This is a genomic window from Dactylosporangium sp. NPDC051541, assembly GCF_044454505.1.
GTDB lineage: Bacteria > Actinomycetota > Actinomycetes > Mycobacteriales > Micromonosporaceae > Dactylosporangium.
Window position 1 is genome coordinate 417,103 of the sequence record NZ_JBITDU010000008.1, and the last position, 16,444, is coordinate 433,546.

General features: G+C 69.8%; 14 protein-coding genes. 7 read left to right on the plus strand and 7 right to left on the minus strand.

Annotated elements, in window-relative coordinates; translation table 11 throughout:
• Positions 1 to 41 precede the first annotated feature (41 nt).
• On the plus strand, positions 42 to 305 hold the full coding sequence (locus ACIA8L_RS33715; protein ID WP_395910775.1) for a hypothetical protein: 264 nt from the start codon (positions 42 to 44) through the stop codon (positions 303 to 305).
• Here ACIA8L_RS33715 and ACIA8L_RS33720 read toward each other — a convergent pair.
• From ACIA8L_RS33720 to ACIA8L_RS33735, 4 genes are all read right to left on the minus strand, one after another.
• Complete coding sequence (locus tag ACIA8L_RS33720; protein ID WP_395910776.1) at positions 278 to 2,176, minus strand: DNA recombination protein RecN; 1,899 nt, start codon at positions 2,174 to 2,176, stop codon at positions 278 to 280. The genes ACIA8L_RS33715 and ACIA8L_RS33720 overlap by 28 nt on opposite strands.
• A complete protein-coding gene (locus ACIA8L_RS33725) occupies positions 2,173 to 2,658 on the minus strand; it encodes a hypothetical protein (protein WP_395910947.1) in 486 nt (161 codons plus the stop codon). Before ACIA8L_RS33725 ends, ACIA8L_RS33720 begins: the two co-directional genes overlap by 4 nt.
• 19 nt (positions 2,659 to 2,677) lie before the next feature.
• Positions 2,678 to 3,652 (minus strand): hypothetical protein, encoded by a 975-nt coding sequence (locus tag ACIA8L_RS33730; protein WP_395910778.1) that lies wholly within the window; start codon positions 3,650 to 3,652, stop codon positions 2,678 to 2,680.
• A gap of 108 nt (positions 3,653 to 3,760) precedes the next feature.
• A complete protein-coding gene (locus ACIA8L_RS33735; protein ID WP_395910779.1) occupies positions 3,761 to 4,861 on the minus strand; it encodes an endonuclease/exonuclease/phosphatase family protein in 1,101 nt (366 codons plus the stop codon).
• A gap of 189 nt (positions 4,862 to 5,050) precedes the next feature.
• On the opposite strand from ACIA8L_RS33735, the gene ACIA8L_RS33740 reads away from it, so the two are divergent.
• On the plus strand, positions 5,051 to 5,674 hold the full coding sequence (locus ACIA8L_RS33740) for a CPBP family intramembrane glutamic endopeptidase (protein ID WP_395910781.1): 624 nt from the start codon (positions 5,051 to 5,053) through the stop codon (positions 5,672 to 5,674).
• Positions 5,675 to 5,807: 133 nt separating this feature from the next.
• On the opposite strand, the gene ACIA8L_RS33745 is transcribed toward ACIA8L_RS33740, so the two are convergent.
• The 3 genes from ACIA8L_RS33745 to ACIA8L_RS33755 are packed head-to-tail and all read right to left on the minus strand — an operon-like array spanning position 5,808 to position 10,737.
• A complete protein-coding gene (locus ACIA8L_RS33745; protein ID WP_395910783.1) occupies positions 5,808 to 9,677 on the minus strand; it encodes a hypothetical protein in 3,870 nt (1,289 codons plus the stop codon).
• Positions 9,674 to 10,462 (minus strand): hypothetical protein, encoded by a 789-nt coding sequence (locus tag ACIA8L_RS33750; protein WP_395910785.1) that lies wholly within the window; start codon positions 10,460 to 10,462, stop codon positions 9,674 to 9,676. Before ACIA8L_RS33750 ends, ACIA8L_RS33745 begins: the two co-directional genes overlap by 4 nt.
• Positions 10,459 to 10,737 carry a hypothetical protein gene (locus ACIA8L_RS33755; RefSeq protein ID WP_395910787.1) on the minus strand — a complete coding sequence of 93 codons (279 nt, stop codon included), beginning with the start codon at positions 10,735 to 10,737 and terminating at the stop codon, positions 10,459 to 10,461. Before ACIA8L_RS33755 ends, ACIA8L_RS33750 begins: the two co-directional genes overlap by 4 nt.
• 514 nt (positions 10,738 to 11,251) lie before the next feature.
• On the opposite strand from ACIA8L_RS33755, the gene ACIA8L_RS33760 reads away from it, so the two are divergent.
• The 5 genes from ACIA8L_RS33760 to ACIA8L_RS33780 are packed head-to-tail and all read left to right on the plus strand — an operon-like array spanning position 11,252 to position 16,444.
• Positions 11,252 to 12,298: a hypothetical protein gene (locus ACIA8L_RS33760; protein ID WP_395910789.1), complete on the plus strand. Its 1,047-nt coding sequence runs from the start codon at positions 11,252 to 11,254 to the stop codon at positions 12,296 to 12,298.
• Positions 12,285 to 14,927: a nitrate- and nitrite sensing domain-containing protein gene (locus ACIA8L_RS33765; RefSeq protein ID WP_395910790.1), complete on the plus strand. Its 2,643-nt coding sequence runs from the start codon at positions 12,285 to 12,287 to the stop codon at positions 14,925 to 14,927. The genes ACIA8L_RS33760 and ACIA8L_RS33765 overlap by 14 nt, the downstream gene beginning before the upstream one ends.
• Positions 14,927 to 15,391, plus strand: coding sequence for a roadblock/LC7 domain-containing protein (locus ACIA8L_RS33770; protein ID WP_395910791.1), 465 nt, complete (start codon positions 14,927 to 14,929; stop codon positions 15,389 to 15,391). The genes ACIA8L_RS33765 and ACIA8L_RS33770 overlap by 1 nt, the downstream gene beginning before the upstream one ends.
• A complete protein-coding gene (locus ACIA8L_RS33775) occupies positions 15,388 to 15,858 on the plus strand; it encodes a DUF742 domain-containing protein (protein WP_395910792.1) in 471 nt (156 codons plus the stop codon). The genes ACIA8L_RS33770 and ACIA8L_RS33775 overlap by 4 nt, the downstream gene beginning before the upstream one ends.
• Positions 15,836 to 16,444, plus strand: a complete 609-nt coding sequence (locus ACIA8L_RS33780) for a GTP-binding protein (protein ID WP_395910794.1) — start codon at positions 15,836 to 15,838, stop codon at positions 16,442 to 16,444. The genes ACIA8L_RS33775 and ACIA8L_RS33780 overlap by 23 nt, the downstream gene beginning before the upstream one ends.

The window sequence follows — 16,444 nt, forward strand, 5'->3', positions numbered from 1 at the left end:
GGAGCCGCGCGGCTAGCGTCCGGAGCTGTGACCAACCACGGGTGGCGGTGTCGTACATCGTGCTCCGGCCCGATCTGGAGACCACCCTCGCGCGGGCTCGGGAGCGGGCCGGGCGGGAGTTGCGGGACGTCGGGCCCATCACGGGCCTCTACGGCGCCTTCGCGCAGCTCGGCGAGGAGCTCGAGGCGCACGTCATCGACACGAGCGGGCTGAGCGCGGAGCAGACCTGCGCCGTCGTCCGGCGGGCCCTGGCGGCCGGCGAGTTCGCGATCGGCCCTCAGAAGTCGTCGTCGATCAGACCGTAGGGCGGTTGGTCGGCTCGGCGGGAGTAGCGGACGATCACGTCGTGGGCGGCGGTCGGGGGCGGGGCGTTGTCGGCGACCACGATCTGGGCGCCCACGCCGCGGCCGGCCAGCCAGGCCTCGATGTGGCCGTAGATGCGCTGGATCGTCTGGCCGTCCTCCAGGTCGCCCAGGGCGCCCAGGTTCTTCTGCGGGCTGTCCAGCAGCAGGAAGCCGGGGTGCGACGAGCGGTTCTCCCAGGCCGTCTCGAACATCGCCAGCTGCCAGGCCAGGGCGATGAGGGTGCGGCCGCCGGAGGACGCCGCGGTGTAGGGCTCGCCGCGGACATACGGCGTCAGGTCCTCGGCCAGGTAGGCGTCGGCCAGCTTCGGGTAGCGGAACTCGGCCAGGACCGACCGGTAGCGCTCGCTGACCCGGCGGACGACGGCGGCGCGATCGGCGCGGCGCGACTGGACACCGCCGTGGCCCAACGCGTCGCGGTCGGCCTCGAGCTGGTCCATCATCTGCAGGATGCCGTTGGCCCGCCGTTCCAGGCTCTGCACGAGCCGGAGGCCGTCGGACGCGCGCTGCCGGGTGGCGGCGGCCTCCTCGCGGCGGCGGGCGATGGCGTCGCGTTCGGCCAGGAACGGGGTGACGGCGTGCGACGTCGCCGCGTCGACCTCGGCCGCGGCCCGGGACTCGGCGTCCTGGGCCCGGGAGGCCGCGGCGCGCAGGGCGGGGATCTCGTGCTCGAGGTCCTCGATGTGCCGGGTCAGCTCGGACAGCCGGGTCTTGGCCGCGCGCAGCTCGCCGGAGACGTCGATCGGGCCGACCGGGAAGCGGCAGGCCGGGCAGCGCTCGTCGGCCGGGGTGAGCGACGCGCCGCAGGAGGCGCAGACGCCGGTGCCGGTCTCGAAGAGCCGGTCGGTCTCGGCCAGCATGGTCCACTTGGAGACGTCGTCGGCGTAGGAGCCGCGCAGCGGGATCAGGCGCTGCAGCTGCGTCTCCCGGTCGCGCAGCTCGTTGTAGGCGGACAGCGCGCCGCGGGCGGCGTCGCGGTGCCGCTCGCGCAGGTCGGCGGCGAACGCGGTGGCGGCCCGCGCCCGGGCGTCCAGCGCGGCCAGGGCCTGGGCGCAGGCGGCGAGCTCGTCCTTGGCCGCCTGTTCGAGGGCGTCGAGGTCGAGGCGGGAGCCGAGGTGCTGGTCCTCGACGAGCTGCTCGGCGGCCCGGTAGGCGGTCCGGGCCGCGGCCAGCTCGCTCTCCACGGTGCGGATCCGGCGGCCGAGCTCGACGGTGTGGTCGTCGTGGACGTCGAAGACGAGGTCGACGACTTGGCGGAGCTTGAGGTGCTTCATCGGGACGCTCTCGAAGAGCAGGTCCTTGCCGTCGAGGCGCTCGTTGGGCAGGAAGCACAGCCACATCAGGTCGCGGAAGCTCAGCGGGTCGTCGGTGTCCAGCGACAGCCGCACGCCCTGCAGCTTGCAGTGGGACAGCAGCAGGCTGGACAGGCTGTCGGGGTGGCCGGCCGGGCGCAGGGTCCGGCGCACGCGCGGTGCCGCCCCGGGCTCGTCGAGGCGGCCGGCGCGGACGTAGGCGAACATGGACGGCTCGCCGACGGCCCGCTCGATCAGGTAAGGCGAGCCGGAGAGCTCGACCTCCAGGGTCGCGGACTTGACCTTCGGGGTGATCTCCGGGTGCCGCGGGTGGTCGTTGGCGCCGAGGCAGTAGTCGACGAACTCCAGGATCGTGGTCTTGCCCGTGCTGAACGCGCCGGCGAGCACCGACAGCGGCCGCGGGGTGTCGTCGGGCGCGCGGAAGTCGACGTCGTAGTCGCGGTCGTCGCCGTGGAGGCGCAGCCGTCTGATCCGGATGCCCTGGGTGCGCAGACCGATCATGAGACGTCCTTGACTGGGACGGGGAGCAGCCACTGCCGCAGGCTCTCTCGAAGCTTACGGCCGCTCATGCGCCGCAGCCGCCGGATGACGATGCGCACCGCTGTGATGTATGACTGAGCATACATCGCGGTGAATCGGCTGGCCATGCTCGCTCCCTCTTCCGTGAGGCGGTACGTCACCCGCCCGGCCGCCTGCACCGCGACCAGCCCGGCCGCGACGAGGGCGGCGAGATCCCGGTTGAGGTGCAGCTGGGCGGTGACATAGCGCTGGGCCGGGCTGGCGTAGGCGACGGCCCGGTCGTCGAACCCGGCCAGCCGCAGCGTGGTGCGGTCGGGGTCGTCCTCGGCCCGGGCCACCAGCAGCGGCTGCCCGGCCAGGAACTCGTAGACCCCGAGCCGCTCGGCGTCCAGCGGCTCCCCGGCCGCGGCCAGCACCAGTAACAGCCGGGCCCGCCGGAACGCGGCCACCTCGTCGGGCGTCATGAGCAGCACCGCAAGCACCTCATACCAGCTCCCGCCAGTGCGTCACCCAGCCGGCCCGGCGCTGCTCGACGACCCGGTGCATCAGCCCGCACCGGTGCACCACCCCGGCCCGCAGCAGCTCGGAGAACGCGCCGGACTCGCGGATCTCCCGCATCACGGCGGCGTGCAGGCCCGGCAGAAGCGGGTCGCCCGGGTGGCGGGTGGCGGCCTGGTTGAACCCGGCCTCCCAGATGCCGTGGACGAGCCCGTCGGCGTCGTCGAGGGCGTCGAGCTCGCCCGGGACGCGCTTGTCGAGGATCTCGCGGGCCAGGAGGTCGGCGTTGAAGTACTCGCGCTTGGCCGCCGAGACCTCCGTGTGACCGGCCGCCTTCAGCTGCCGTACGAACAAAGCGCCCTCAAGACTTTTGTCGTCCTCAGGACGAAGATCATGCAGTGGTACTCGCGGAGCTCGCACCGGCCCTGGGGACTGCGCGTAGGGGTCGTAGAAGTGGCGGCGTACATGCGCACAGTCCGGCTTGATCAGCAGGTTGCGCAGCACGTTCTCGTGCCACAGCTCGATCTGCACGCCGGTCTCGCGCTGCCGCCGGGCCCGCCAGTTGTCCCACCACTGCGCGGTCGGCGCGTCCATGCTGGCCGGGACGCACAGCACCCACTGCGTGAGCCGGTAGCCGTTGCGGGCCGCGGCGGCGACGGCCGAGTCGAAGGACTCCCGGATCTGGCCCTGGTGCGCGCGGGTCACGATCGGCCAGAAGTACTTCGACTGCCAGATCACGACCAGGCCGGACAGCTCCCCGAGCAGGATGTCGATGCCCCAGTCGCCGGGGTTGGCGCTGATCGCCCGCGCGCCCGGGTAGACCGCGGCCAGCAGCATGGCGAGCATCTGCTCGAAGTCGTCGCGGGCGCCGTGCATATTGCCGGCCCGGATCTGGTGCGCGGCGAAGTTGATCGGGGGCTCACCGGAGGCAAGGCTGGTCGAGGCTGCTGTCGCAGTCATCGTCCCTCCGCATCCGACCCCCGGCCTGCGTGAATACCTGTAAATCCAAGATTGTCACGCGCGGCGACGCACCCGCTACCGTCGGCAGAGATTTCACCGAATGTGTGATCACAATTTGTTTAAGTCGATATCGGCGAAGATGGCCGCGTGGTCGGAGCCGGCGTGGACGGCCCGGGTCATCGTGTCGTAGATGGGCCACAGCACGCCGTTGCGGCCGCCCCACACGCCCCGGCGCTCGATCCCGCCGCCCGTGGCGGCCGCCCACAGCGCGGGGGAAAGCAGCACGTAGTCGAGCTTGTTGCGGGCCGTGCACGAACCGTAGGTACCAGGGCGGCCGGTGTCTTCGAACGACGGATGCCGCGAGATGTCACGCAGATCGCAGTCGCGCAGCAGCGGGGCGAGGGGCTCGCTCTCCGGCGTGTCGTTGAGGTCGCCGACCACCACGACGTAGGGCGTGGACTGGGCGCGATAGATGCCGGCGACGCGGGCGGCCTGGCGGCGGCGGGTCGCGTCCGAGGCGACCTTCCCGCCGTAGCCCTTGCTCTTGAGGTGGTTGACCAGGACCACCAGCGGCTCGGCGCGGCCGGGGAGCGCGAAGTGATACTCGGGGCAGTCCCGGCTGAACACCCGGCCGCGGTCGTCGGCGTCGTCGACGTGGGTGCGCTGGTTGGTGATCGGGAAGGCATCCGTCGACATGACGCCGACGTCGATGCCGCGCTCGTCGTTGCCGTCCATGACCTGGATGTGCCGATACAGCCCGCGCAGCCCGCCGTCGGTGAACCGCTTCAGCGCGTGCCGGCTCTCGGCCTCGATGACGGCGAGCACGTCGGCCCGCACGTCCAGAATGACCCGGGCGGTGTTGAGCAGCGCCTGCTCGTCGCAGCGGTCGGTGGTCAGCTCGATCCAGCCGATCCAGTCGGCCCGCCCGCCGGCGACGACCTCGACCCGCCCGTCCCGGGCCCGTTTCAGCAGCCGCCCGCGGTTCTGCCGCAGCCGCGCGAACTTGGCCAGGTCACCGTTGCGCAGCCCGAGCCGGGCCAGCTCCCGCAGGATCTCGCGCTTGACCTCGTCGGTGTAGACGGGCTCTTCGAGCAGCTCGCCGGCGCGCGCGAACGCCTCCAGCACCGGCCGCCCGTCCGCCCAGGTCCGCTGGTCCAGCGCCTTCGCCCGGTTGAACAGGTTTTCGACGTTGTAACTCGCGATGCGCATCTGTGTCATAGCTCGCTTCGCTCACGGCGGAGAAGGCTTCGCCTCCACCCGCACGCCCGCACGATCTCCGCCAACCGCACCGGGCCGCACGGGGTCGGCCGGGCACGGCGTTCGACGTTGTGTTCGGCGATGCGCATCGTCCACGAGAGTAGGGGTTGACCGTCACCTGTGGGTGACACCATCCCCCTGATGGTCGCCGAGTTCATCCTGGTGTTCGTCGTACTTCCCGTCGCGTTCGCCTTCGTGAAGATCCCCGGCGGCCCGATCCCGATCCTGCTCGTCCTGTGCATCGCCGTGGCGTTCTATTTCCGCCGCGCCCGCGACTTCGACCGCAGCGACCTGTGGCGCCCCTCGGCCCTGCGCCCGGCCCTGCCCTCGATCCTGCGCCTGTGGGCGCTCGCCGCCGTCCTGGCCGTCGCCGCAGTGTGGTTGTTCGACCGCGACCACTTGTTCGACCTGCCGCGGCGGAACCCGGGACTGTGGGTGCTCATCGTCATCGCCTACCCGATCGTCTCGGTCTACCCGCAGGAGCTGCTCTTCCGCGCTTTTCTGCTGCATCGGTACCGCACCCTGCTGCGCAACGACCGCATCGCCGCCGCCACGAGCGCTGTCTCGTTCGGCCTGGCCCACCTGCTCTTCGGCAACCCGGTGGCGGTCGGGCTCACCCTGGTCGGCGGCTGGCTCTTCGCCCGCCGCTACCAGCAGACCCGCTCCCTGCTGACCGTCTGTGTCGAACACGCCGCCTACGGCCTGCTGATCTTCACCGTCGGCGTCGGCCGCTTCTTCTACCACGGCACGAACTTCGCCAACTGAGTCTCCGCTTGCTGGGAAGGCTCCGCCTCCACCCACACCCCCGCACAATCTGCGCCAATCGGCCGACGCCGTACAGGGCTGAGCAACCCGAATGCGACGTGGCAAGATCTCGGAAGGATCAAGTTCGGCGGCGCTAACGGTCCAACCTGTCGATCAACCATGTCAACATAGAACGGACGACACCGGTAAAGGCGCCTTGAAGCGCAGCGAAGCCAACGATCACCCGCCTCCTCTCGAGGTTCGGGCCTGGCTGGACCGTCAACGCTGATTGAAAGGCAACGTGCCGGAAGTCCCAGCCGAATCCACGTCGTCTCAACAACCTACGGTCAGCGGCATCGTCAAGGAAGTGGACCAGCCGCCACGGCAGGCCGCCACGAGCTGCCAGCATGATCCGGCTCAGGTGGTACCAGCCCCAGAAGCCCAGCAACATCGGCAAGGTTCCGGCAAGTGCCGTCACGAGCACGGCTGCGGTGGCATCGATGGCGCGGATCGGGAGGACGGCCACCGCGAGTAGGCAACCGGCCAGCAGAACCGGCGGCCATGCTTCAAGCAGCGCCATCGCAAACGCCAGACGAAGAGACGAGCGCCCAGTGAGTGCCTGTCGCGCGCGTCGCGCCGCCAGTCGGCGGCGGACGATCGGAGTGACGGCCCCCGCGAGCCCATACCCCGCCGCGGTTGCCGCAACTACCCAAGCTGACCGGGCCACCGGTACGTCGGCCGCCGTGAACGTCGCCGCGACCGCGGTCATTGAGACAACTCCATCTGTCCAGACCTGCCGAGCCCGCTCCAGTCTGCGTGGCGTGCTGCGTGCAAGTACGACAACGCATAGGCCCAGTAGGTTCAGGGCAAATCCCGAGAGCAGACCCTGCCTGTTCACCGGGTGGCCGATAACGGCGACCCCAATGGCTGTCGCACTGGCGATCACCGTGGCCGAGACGACTGCGGCGGCGACGCCTCGCCCGATGCGGGGAACCATTCGGTACAGCTCGAACCAGTCGATGCCTCCACCGGTCCGTGCGGACAAAGTAGCCAGCGACTCAAGCCAACGCCGCGCCACGCCCAGGGACGGCTGCAGATCATTGCCAGTTTGCCAGGAGTATGCGCGGACCAGTGCTGCATGCGTCAACGCCCCAGCAATCGAATCCGGCCGGTCCGTTCTGTCCGCGCGGGCAAGAGTGTTCAGTTCGAGCGCCTCGGGCGTTCGCGACAGGTCCTGGACCTCGGCGGGTGCTATCGAACCATCCAGCGCAAGCGGCTCAAGTTCGATCACAGCGGCCGATGAAAGGAAGTTCGGAGCTGTCGCGAGAACAGCGTTGTACTCGTCCGTACGGCACGTGAGGATCACCGAAACGCGTCGGTCAGCGTGCTCCATCCCGTGGATTGCGGCCAGACGCCCCTGCTCAGTCAGTTCATCCAAACCGTCCAGAACGACAGTCACACGGCCGGCCTCAACGAGCTCCGCGATCTCGGCCCGCTCCCGCGGACTGCGAGCGACCGAGCGGGCCACCCACCGGGGAAACGGTTCATCGAGCGGTTGCCAGGTCGCGACGCGAAGTTTGACCGGCACCGGCGACGTCGAGTTCGAGTTCGAGTTCCGCCGGCGCAGCAAGCCCTCGCCAAGGAGGATGGCCATCGCAGTCTTGCCGCTACCGGGCCGTCCGATGATCAACACTTTCCGATGGGTCGAGCTGAGGAAGGTGTCAACCAGCTGCTGCGCATCTCCATCTGCGGCCCACATTGCGGGTGCGTCCAACGGCAGCACCCCCGGCGGTCGGCGTCTCGTCCACCGCAGCTCGACAGGTTGGGGCCTCAGCAGTTCGACCGAGAGCTGATCCCACTGGCGGCGCGTCTGGACATCAGCCGATTCGAGCAAGCGTTGCTGGTCAGTCGGGCGCTGCCGGTCACGGATCGATACAAAAGAATGACCACTTTCCACCCGGTACCGCAGCGGTAGTTGATGAGACCTCGGTTCCGTTTGGCGCTGGGTGGCGCGGACGTCAGCGAACAACTGATACGTCTCGACTACAACCGCCGCCACCGCGAATGCCATTGAAAATACGAGTTCTGGGGTCGTCTCCGTGCTGGTCCGGCCGGTCACGACGGCCGTGATGACGCCAATGACCAGCACAGCCCACGCTGCGAGTGCAAGCATCCCCGTCAAGCGCATCCGGCGGCGCAACGATACGCGCCCCGCCTCCTGACCGGGGCTACGCCGCTGAAAGCGCAGTGCGACGTCGGACACCGTTCCCAACGCGGTCAGAGCCGTCAGCAACGCCAAACCCTGATAGCCGAGAGCATCAGCGCTCACCGGAGACAGCCACAGGATCGCACCACTGATGAGGAGCGCTGGCGTAGCAGCAACGATTGTCTTGAGGCGTTCAGCCGGGCCGATCCCGTAGTGGAAACCGACGTCCACAATAGTTGATTGAGTGTGTGCGGCATCAAATTCAAAGGTTTGCGACACACGACCGGCCGCTCCCGGCCCTTCTCCGAGCGGAGTCAGATGGGGAGTCGCCGGCCCGAGTGGAACAAGCCCCCGAGGTACCGTGACGTGTATCTGCTGTACCGCCTGCGCCAATCGTCCAATGGATGCCATGGCGACCACTCGACCCGACACTCGCGACGAAGCGGGTGAAGGCACGGGCACGTGCACCTCAAACCGGACAACCTGTGACGCCGCAACACCGGCATCAAGCAGACCGACTACGGCTACCGACTCCTGCAGCTCGGCTACGATCGAATCAATCCAGCTGTAACTCGCTCCGAGATCTTCAGATACGAGATCAGGATCGCCGACACGTGCCTCAATAAGTGTTTGAAGTCGGTGAAGCTCCGTCCAGATGTCATCGATTCGTGACGGGTTTGCCGCCAGCACGCCCGGCTCGGGAACAGCGTGCTCCATGAGGGTCACCGTCGCGAGCAGCCGATTGGCTTGTGTGACGTTGAGTGTTGGAATTTCAACGCCGCGCTGGTCGTGCGCTTCGAGTGTGTGCGCCAGGCCCGCCACCGAGCGGGGAAGCAGCGCGAGCGGCACCGGCCGGACGGTATGTGCGGCTACCTCTCGAAGTTGCAGGACGGTCGTCCCGCGGTACCGCACAAGCCGCTCGCTGACGAAGGTGATGTCATGTGACTGTTTAAACACCGCATGGCTGTTCGTCACGAATGCGAGCGCCATTGACCAGCTGTCCGCGCCGTGCAGAACCGAAGAACTGTCCTGTCCACTTCGGCGAAGATGATCCGTCAGCACCGCCTCCACGACCGACTCGGCGGTGTCGAGCAGCCAACGCTCGTCGGACACGCCCAGGCGCGTGGCCCGATCGAGCGCCAGTTGTAGGAGCCGGACACGCCAGAGTGTCAAGTCGTCGTCACGCACTGCTGTCATCACAGCCGCCGTCGCGCAGATGACATCGGCGAGCCGGGCTAGCCGATCACGGGCCGATGCCAGACGGGGGTCGAGGTGCGCCTGCAGACCGGTCCACCACATCGCCGCCACTGCCGCCGACGACGCGGCACCGCTTTCGGAGGCGGTGAACGAAGACCTGGCGACGCCGGCCAGGCGGACGCGGGCACCGTCAGGATCAGCGATTGACAGGTATCGGATCTCTTCGATCGCAAGCAACGCGTCGGGGAGCGATTCGTCAGCCTCAACACGGAAGTACGCGGCGGCGAGCCCAGCAGCGTACGTCAGATGCCGTCCGGCGTCGCCGCGCTGGGCGGCGAGGAGGCGCTCGCGCAGGGAGTCACGTACGCGATAGCGGTGTGACTCAATCCCAGCGTAATCGCGAAGGATGAACAGGCCCTCACTGCTGTCGGTATTGACGCGCTCTACGATGGGTGACGCAAATACGTCAGGCGCCGACAAGTCGTCATCGATGACGAACTCGAGTAGCCGATCGTCGAACCAGCGCAGTACCGCCAGACGCGCCCAGGCAACCAACTGTGTGTCGTCGAGCCGGGCGAGGTGGCGGGTCAGCGCATCGGTCTGTAAATGATTGCCGTTCACGGCCTGCCCGTCCCGCTCTCCGCGAGATAGATGCCAAGTTCGTCGGCGATCGGCCCCGGCACGCCCTTTCGCGTCTTCCACAGGAAATCAGCCAGGACGCGACTCGGTTCGATACCAAGCTGAGTTATCCAATCGAGCACGTCGTCGACCGACAGCGGCTGCAGATGCAATACGAACGGGTCGACGCCATCGATCCACGCCTGCGGGTCGCGGCCGGCCCATGGCACCGACTCGGCCGCGACCAGCACCAGCACGTCAGCGGTTCTGGCGATGTCCGGCAGCAGATCCTGGCACAGCCATCTCCCCACCGCCGCCGACGGACAACGGTCGAAATGGTCGAACAGCAGGAGCGGTCGTTGCCCGCGCGCCTTGCGCAGGTCCTCCACGAACGGCGGCGTGAGTCGCCGGGTGTCGCTGGCCCTCTGATCCACACCGTCGATGACATTGTGCATACTCGCCTGCCCAGACATCGTTACCTCACCGAACGTCAAGGTCGGCCGCACCGGTTCGATCGCGCTTTTCACCTTGGTGTAGTTGCGGAACCGGATCGTCTGCAACCGGCGGACGAGCCGCTGAAGTACTTCCTCCGGCTCAGTCACATCCGCCAGGTCGACCATGCACGCCGGTCGGGTGCCGTTGTCTTGCGCACGCGCCTGGTACAGCAGCTGACTCTTGCCGATCTGGCGGATACCGCACACGACGCCGACAGACCCTGCCAGTGCTTCAGCAGCTCTCCGTGCAATGTCATCCAGCTCGACGATCCGATCGACGTGAACGTTGGTCACGGCGTTCCGGGGCCAGGGTCGGGCTTGGGCCGTTTCTCCTGCATACGCAGCTCGGCATCGTCGGCCATCTTCAGCCGGCGCTTCACTCGAATCTGCGTGTCTTCCAGCGGCATCAGCTTCGCCCGGCCGCTGAGGTCCACCTCACCGGCATCGAGCTCCGGCGAGGGATCCGTGACTCGCAGCGAATCCGCATCCCGCGCCGTGAACCACGCTGAGAAGCCGGCGCCGGCCAACGTCACGACAATCACGGCGAGCCACAGCCACCAGGTCTTCATTTCCGTCGCAAAGTTGATCAGTATCGCGATTGCGGATGAGACAACGGCTGTGACCAGCGCAGTCCCTATGATCCACCCTGGTTGTATCTGACGCGCCATGGTTAAGCCCCCAGAACAGCCCGGAACTATGTAGCCGGGCAGCTTAAAGGCGTTGCAGCCGGAATGACTCGATCGATCGGATGAGTTCCAATGGACACCTGGAACTGAGAAGAGCTCCCGCCAGCCCCGCTGTGCGTTTCGGCGTGCGGTTTCTGGCGAAGCAGCCACCGCATAGTGGGCGCCGCATCATAGTCTCAGTCTGCGGCTCTGGCAACGAACTCTTGAGGTTCCACCGGAACGGGTGCGTACTATCGGCCGGTTCGCCAGGTACTTCTATGTGACAGGTTCATGACGCGGTTACGTGGCGGAAAGCTATGTTCGGGTCCCGCTCGGTGCTGGCAGAGAGTGACTCATGGCTATATCTACAGATCGTGACCGCCGGCCCCGGGGGTTCGTCGGAACCCTGGTAAGGCTTGTGCTGCCGGTGCTGCTCATCGCGCCCACGATCGTGCTGTTCGGGCTGCAGCGCCAGTCCACCGGCGACGATTCGGCGTTCGCGGCCACCGAGCGGCACGGTGTGGCCTACCTGCGGGCCCTGGTGCCGTTGGAGATCGAGCTGGTCAACGCCCAGGTGGCCGCGGCCGCCGGGAGCACCGTCCAGCGTGAGCCGCTCATCGCCGCGATCGGCGGGGCGGCCCGGGCCGACGCCGACTACGGCACCGAGCTGCTGGCCCGCGACCGGTGGACCGACGTGCGGACGAAGATCGAGGCGGCGCCGCCCACCGGGGCCCCGGCCACCGTCTTCGCCGCCTACTCCGAGGCCCTCGACCTGCTGCTCGACCTCGTCGGCAAGATCCGGGACGCCGCCGGGCTGGCTCGCGACCCGCACGCCGACACCTTCTACCTCGCCGACGCCGCCGCCGAGGAGCTGCCCGAGGGCATCGCCGCCGCCGGCACCTACGCCGGCCGGGTCCAGCTGGCCCGCCAGCTCTCCGCGACCGCGCAGACCGACGCCCTGTTCGGCATCGCCGAGGCCCGTTCCGACCTGATCAGCTCGGCGTCGGACCTGTCCGAGGACCTGCAGCTGGCCTCCCAGAGCTCGGCCGGGGCCGGGATCGACGCGGGCCTGCTGGGCAAGATCGACGCGTACAGCCGGGCCGCCGACGCCCTGGCGCCGACCACGTCGACCGCCCGCACGACCCTGACCGCCGACCCGGCGCAGATCACGAACGACCGCAACGACCTCGGCCGGGCCGCGTCGGCGCTGTCCGCGGCCCTGCTCAGCGTGCTCGACAACCTGCTGCGCGACCGCGTGTCGAGCCTGCGGACGCGGGCCGCCGTCGCGGTCGCGGCCCTGGTCGTGGCCATCGTGCTCGGCCTGGTGCCGGTGAGCCTGGCGGTGATCCAGGCGCTGCGCGCGCGCCGCCGGCGGGTGCCACCGGTGCCCGGCGAGCGGTGGCCGGACGAGTACCCGGCGCGCGCACCCCACGAGCGCGGGGAGACCGTCAGTGCTGCTCGGTAGGCTGCGCGTCCGCGGCAAGCTGACGCTGCTCGTCGCGATCCCGCTGCTGGCCATGTTCGGCCTGCTGGTGCCGGTGGTGGTCAACCTCGTCAACACCGCCGCGCGGTCGGCCGACACCGATGCCGCGGTGACGCTCACCGCCCGGGTCGGCTCCCTCGTGGAGGACCTCCAGCAGGAGCGGCTGCTGACGGTCGGGCTCCTGCTCGGCGCCGTCGACCGGACCGACCTGGCCCGGCAGTCGGCCCGGGTCACCGACCAGGTCGCCGCCGTGCGCGCCGGAGGCGACCTCCCGGACGAGCTGACCGCCGCCCTCGCCGCGATCGAGGAGCAGCTGCCACCGCTGCGGGAGCGGGTCCGGGCCGGTGCGGCCACCCCCGACGAGGCGCTCGACGCGTTCGTGCCCTTCCTCGACGACACGATCGAGGCGCTCGGGCTCGTGGGCCGGGCCGACACCACCACCCCGACCGGCCGGGAGCTGCTCGCCCTCGACTCCCTGCTGCGGGTCAACGAGTCGCTGACGGAGACGACCGCGATCCTCGCCGTCATGGCCCACGGCGACCCCGAGCCGCTCGTCCTGCGCTTCCACGAGGAGCAGACGGAGCTGGAGGTGTACCAGGAGCGCTTCGCCGCCTTCGCCACACCCGCCCAGGCCCAGCTGCAGGCCCTCGTCGGCACCGCCCTCGACCAGCGGGTGGGCACCTCCTTCGCCCAGGACTTCGAGGCCGACCCGGTTGCCGCGATGGCCGCGCGCCCGCTGGCCGCTCTGTTCCCCAAGCTGCTGTCGTTCAGCGTCCTCGGCGGCTCCGTCGAGCGGCGCCTCATCGACGACCTCAGCTCCGCCGTCAGCCGCGACGAGCAGCGGGCCCTGGCCACGGCCTACGGCGCGGGCGCGCTGACCGGGCTCGTCCTGATCGTCGTGCTGCTGCTGGTCGCCGCCGTCGTGCGGGCCGTGGCCGCGCCGCTGATCGGGCTGACCCGCTCCGCGGAGCGGATCGCCGAGGCCGGCGAGGAGGAGCTGCGCCGGGTCGCCGACGACGAGGCCGACCTCATCGGCACCCCGGTCCGCCTCGACGTGCTCGACGCGAGCGGGGCCGACGAGATCGGCGACCTGGCCCGGGCCTTCGACCGGGTCCAGACCACGGCCGCGCAGCTCGTCCAGCGCCAGGTCGTGAGCCGGCGCAACGTCGCGGAGATGTTCGGCCACATCGGCCGGCGCACCCAGAACCTCGTCGGGCGCCAGCTCGGCATCATCGACCAGCTGGAGACCCGCGAGACCGACGGGCCCCGCCTGGAGCAGCTGTACCGCCTCGACCACCTCTCCAACCGCCTGCGCCGCAGCGCCGACAGCCTCGTCGTCATCTCCGGCTCCGGCCGCAGCGACGAGCACATGGCCCCGGTCCGGCTGATCGACGTCGCCCGGCTCGCCCTCGCCCAGATCGAGGAGTACACCCGCGTCGACACCGACATCCCGGTCGAGCTGCTGGTCGCCCCCGGCATCGTCGGCGACCTGGTGCTGCTCACGGCCGAGCTGCTGGAGAACGCGACGAACTTCTCGCCGCCGCACACCCGGGTCACCATCGCCGCGCGGGCCCTGTCCACCGGCGTGCGGATCGCCGTCATCGACAACGGCATCGGCCTGAGCGACGAGCGCCTGGCCGAGGAGAACGCCCGGCTGGTCCGCCGCGAACGGCTCGACCTGGTGCCCAGCCGCGTCCTCGGCCTGTTCGTGGCCGGCCGGCTGGCCCGCCGGCACGGCTTCGGCGTGGCCCTGACCCACACCCCGGCGGGCGGCGTCACGGCCACGGTCGACCTGGGCGTGTCACACGTCGTCTCGGTGCCGGTGCTCGCCCCCGTGCGGGTGCACAGCGAGGTGGCCGCGCCGCTGCTGGAGGTCCCGACCCGCGAGCTCGAGGCCCCCGGCATCTACCGCTCGGCGTCGGTGTTGTCCGCCCGGTCCGGCCTGGACGCGCCGTCGGCTCCGCCGGCGTCCGGGCCCGTTCTCGACCCCTCGGCGCCGCTGCCGTCGCGCCGGTTGCACGACGCGGGCGAGGTGATCCGCGATGTGCAGCCCTGGAACGCCTTCGACATCGGGACCAGGACGCCCGCGAACGCTCCGGTCGCTCCGGTCGCTCCTACCGCTCCGGTCGCTCCTACCGCTCCGGTCGCTCCGGTGGTCCCCCAGCCCGCTGTCCCCGAGCCGCCGGCCGTGTCCTCGCCGTCCGGGCTGCGCCGGCGGGTGCCGGGGACGCAGCTGCCGAGTGGGCCGGAGCGGGTCGTGCCGGAGTCGCCGCCGATGGTCGCGGACGCGTTCGCCGCGCGGGACCTGATCGAGCAGTTCGAGGCCGGGGTGCGCCTGGCCGATGAGCACACCGCGGTCCGGCCCGGCTTCACGGCAGTACCAGAAACGGCGCCTCTGGCTTTGCCCGACGACGGGCCGCGCACCCTTCGCCGGCGGACGCCCGGCGCCGCCCTGAGCGGGATGGACCGCCCGGCCCGGCCGCCCGCCGCGCAGGCCGCCCCGCCCGACCCCGAGACCGCCCGTAGCCTCGTCGAACAGTTCGAATCCGGCGTGGCCCGCGCGCTGCGCGACGCACCGGCCGGAACCGATACCCACGAAGGAACACCGTGATGAACAGCACCTTCACGCACCCGGGCGGCCCCGCGAGCCGGGACACCGGGCTCAGTGCCGATGCGAAGACGTTCAACTGGCTCCTCGACTCGTTCACGACCAACACGGCGGGCGTGCGCGAGGCGATCGCCGTGTCGTCGGACGGTCTGCTCATGGCGATGTCGTCGGTGCAGGACCGGGCGAACGCCGACCGGCTCGCCGCGATCGTGTCCGGGGTGACCAGCCTCTCCGCGGGCGCCGCCGGGTGGTACTCGCTGGGCGCCCTCAACCGGGTCATCGTCGACATGGCCGATGGCTACCTGCTCATCACCGCGATCAGCCGCGGCTCGGTCCTCGGCGTCATCGCGGACCGGTCGGCGAACCTGGGCACGGTGGCCTACGAGATGACCCTCTTCGCGAGCCGGGCCGGCGCCGCGCTGTCCCCCGCCCTGATCGCGGAACTGAAAAACTCCGTCCAGACGTGACCCACGAGCCCTACGCCAACCCGGAGCCCGAGTCGGTCGGGCGGATTCCACCGTATCTGCGGGCGACGTCCGCGGGTCCGGTGCCGGGGAGCCCGAGCAGCGCCGAGGACCCGGCCGCGCCGACGGCGGGCGGGTCGGCCGGGCTGCGCCCGTTCGTGCTGACGTCGGGCCGGGTCGAGGCGGCCGATCGCGAGATCGGCCTGGAGACCCAGGTGACGCTGCGCGGCGACGCGGCCGGGGCCCTGGCCCTCACGCCGGAGATGCAGGCGATCGTGCGGCTGTGCGAGCGGCCGATCTCGGTCGCCGAGCTGTCCGCGCTGGTGCCGCTGCACCTGGGCGTGACCCGGATCCTCGTGGCCGACCTGCGCTTGGCGGGCTACCTCGACGTCCACGTCACCGACACCGACAATTCCCAGTCCCCCGAGACGATCCTGCGAGTGATGCGTGGACTACGTGCGATCCGCTGAACCGGCCGCGACCCGGCCGGCCGCCACCCGGGCTCCCGTCCCCGTCAAGATCATCGTGGCCGGGGGCTTCGGCGTGGGCAAGACCACGACCGTCGGGTCGATCTCCGAGATCGCCCCGCTGACCACCGAGGCCGAGATGACCTCGGCCGCCATCGGCATCGACGATCCCGGCGCGACCAGCACCAAGAGCACCACCACCGTCGCCATGGACTTCGGCTGCGTGACCATCGACCAGAGCCTGAAGCTGTACCTGTTCGGCACCCCCGGCCAGGACCGCTTCGGGTTCATGTGGGACGACCTGGTCCGCGGCGCGCTCGGCGCCCTCGTCGTGGTGGACAGCGCCCGGCTGGACGACTGCTACCCCGCGGTCGACTACTTCGAGCGGGCCGGACTGCCCTTCGTCGTGGCCGTCAACACTTTCAACGGCCGGATGGCGCACAACATCGACGAGGTCCGGTGGGCACTGGCCGTCGCCGAACAGGTGCCCGTAGTGAGCTTCGACGCCCGGGTGCGCACCTCGGTGCGCGACGCGATGCTGGTCGTCCTCGAAGGTGCGTTGCAACGGGCGCTGCGCGGAGCACACTGA

Coding starts and splice junctions, on each gene's coding strand:
- ACIA8L_RS33755 (WP_395910787.1), bottom strand. CDS start 10,737: ATGAAGACCTGGTGGCTGTGGCTCGCCGTGATTGTCGTGACGTTGGCC.
- ACIA8L_RS33725 (WP_395910947.1), bottom strand. CDS start 2,658: ATGACGCCCGACGAGGTGGCCGCGTTCCGGCGGGCCCGGCTGTTACTG.
- ACIA8L_RS33720 (WP_395910776.1), bottom strand. CDS start 2,176: ATGATCGGTCTGCGCACCCAGGGCATCCGGATCAGACGGCTGCGCCTC.
- ACIA8L_RS33730 (WP_395910778.1), bottom strand. CDS start 3,652: ATGACTGCGACAGCAGCCTCGACCAGCCTTGCCTCCGGTGAGCCCCCG.
- ACIA8L_RS33735 (WP_395910779.1), bottom strand. CDS start 4,861: ATGCGCATCGCGAGTTACAACGTCGAAAACCTGTTCAACCGGGCGAAG.
- ACIA8L_RS33740 (WP_395910781.1), top strand. CDS start 5,051: ATGGTCGCCGAGTTCATCCTGGTGTTCGTCGTACTTCCCGTCGCGTTC.
- ACIA8L_RS33770 (WP_395910791.1), top strand. CDS start 14,927: ATGAACAGCACCTTCACGCACCCGGGCGGCCCCGCGAGCCGGGACACC.